At 76.4% G+C, this 2,060-nt stretch carries 2 protein-coding genes; one reads left to right on the top strand and one right to left on the bottom strand.

Annotated features, from left to right (window positions below):
* The first annotated feature begins 325 nt into the window (after nucleotides 1–325).
* The gene (locus HGA02_RS17500; protein WP_168680499.1) at nucleotides 326–631 is read left to right on the top strand and encodes a DUF1905 domain-containing protein; all 306 of its coding nucleotides are present in this window, start codon (nucleotides 326–328) and stop codon (nucleotides 629–631) included.
* 82 nt (nucleotides 632–713) lie between these two features.
* Here HGA02_RS17500 and HGA02_RS21755 read toward each other — a convergent pair whose 3' ends face one another.
* On the bottom strand, nucleotides 714–1,925 hold the full coding sequence (locus tag HGA02_RS21755) for a DUF418 domain-containing protein (protein WP_343035577.1): 1,212 nt from the start codon (nucleotides 1,923–1,925) through the stop codon (nucleotides 714–716).
* Nucleotides 1,926–2,060: the final 135 nt, after the last annotated feature.

Raw genomic sequence — 2,060 nt, 5'->3', positions numbered from 1 at the left:
CGACCGTCGTCGCTCGCCGCAACCCGACGTTCGCGACGGCGCGCGCGGCCCGGTTCGTCCTGCGCCGCCGCTGACCGCGGCCTGACGTCCCGCGGTCGGGCCTGTAGCCCGGCCCGACCGCAGTCGAGACCGACATGGTTGCCGCTCCGGGACCCCGGACGGCAACCATGTCGGTCTCGTCGCCCGTCCGCGTCGCCCGTGGCCGCGTCGATCGACCGGGATGCGTCGCGCCGACGACCAGTCCCGGCCGCGCTCGTGGCGACCCCGCGGGTGTTCGCCCGACGAACCAGGTGTCCGGCCGTCCCGACGTCGGCAGGATGGGCGCGTGGAGCTCGAGTTCGACGGCGAGGTGTTCTGGTGGAAGGGTCCGGCGCCCTTCCACTTCGTCGCGGTGCCGGAGCCGGAGGCGGCCGAGCTGCGGGCGGCGTCGTCGCTGGTCAGCTACGGCTGGGGCGTCATCCCGGTCGCGGTCGACGTCGGGGCGACGCACTGGACGACGTCGCTGTTCCCGAAGCAGGGCGGCTACCTCGTGCCGCTGCGCGACGCCGTGCGCGCGGCCGAGCGGATCGAGCTCGGCGACGTCGTGACGATCCGCCTGACCGTCGACGTGGACCGCGCGGGCCGCCGCTGAGCCGGACCGTCACCGAGCCGGACCGGCGCCGAGCGACGACGACCCCCGACGACGCGCGGGCCGTCGTGGGCGTCACGCCCCATCAGGCCCGTCCGTAGGCGACCCGCCGCAGCGCGACCTCGAACGGTCCCCGTCGTCCCGCGCGCTGCAGGGCGACGGCGACCGCGACGGTGACGAGCCAGACCGCGACGGCGAGGAGCGCCGCCTGGGTCGTCGAGAGGTGCTTGCCGAGGCCCAGCCCCCAGTCGCTGAGGAGCGGCGCGAAGAGCAGGGACTGCAGCAGGTAGCACGTGAGCGACCGCTCGCCGACGGCGGTGACGGCGGTGACCAGCCCGTGGCGCGCCCGGCTGGCCCACACCGCGGCGAGCCAGCCGAACAGGCAGACGTAGCCGAGGCCCATGACGTCGCCGCTGACGTGGTGGACGAGCTCGGCGACCGCGAGGGCGGTGTGGTCCGGGTGCCACACCTGCGCGACGGCGAGCGCGTAGGGCGCGCTGCCGACCAGGCTGACCGCGGCGGCGACGACGGCGACCTGCCCGAGCCGGCGGCGGTGCTCGGCCGGCCGCGTGAGCCAGCCGCTGCGGGCCAGGAGGATCCCGACCACGAGGTGCGGGACGAACATCAGCGTGACGGTGTAGAGCGACGTGACGGTCGCGGTCGCGGCGAGGCGTTCGACGGCGGAGGACAGGTAGGTCGTCGTGGTCGGCCCGGTCGCGCCGCCGGGGTCGGACGGGGCGAGCAGCGCGACCGCGCCGGCGCTCATCGAGACCACGTACGCCACGCCGGCCCACCACAGCAGTGCGGCGCGCGACCGGTGCAGGAACAGCAGCGCGAGCAGGCCGGCGGCACCGTAGGGCGCCAGGATGTCGCCGCCGTACAGCAGCGTCGCGTGCGCGAGCCCGAGCACGACGAGCGCGACACCGCGGCGCCCGAGCACGCCGCGCGTCGTCCGGTGGTCCGCCCCGCGCGCGGTGAGCCGGGCCGCGATGGTCGCGAGCCCGAAGCCGTAGAGGATCGCGAACATCGGCTTGGTGTGGCTGTCGACGAGCAGCGTGACGACGCCGTCGACGGCGTGGTCCAGCGACGAGCCGCCCACCGGCCGCCCGCCCGCGGCGTTCGACCCGGCGTCGGACCAGAGGTAGCCCCACACGTTCGCCGAGGCGATGAGCAGCAGCAGCAGCCCGCGGGCCAGGTCCGGTGCGAGGGAGCGCGGCGTCGACGGGGACACCGGCCCGGGCCCGTCGGGCGGGAGGGGTGCCGGGAGCACCGGGGTGGTGGTGGGGTGGAGGCTCACGCCCGGAACGCTAGGGACGGGCCGCCGCACCGCCCCAGGGGGCAGGCCCACGGATCGGGTGGGTGCAGGCCCACGGATCCCGCGCCGCCCGGTCGCGCCGGCCGGACCGGGCGACGTGGCAGGTCCCCGCCCGAT

Origin of the sequence: Cellulomonas septica, from assembly GCF_012396155.1 — a bacterium.
Taxonomy (GTDB): domain Bacteria; phylum Actinomycetota; class Actinomycetes; order Actinomycetales; family Cellulomonadaceae; genus Cellulomonas; species Cellulomonas septica.
This window is presented reverse-complemented; position numbering and strand designations above follow the sequence as displayed.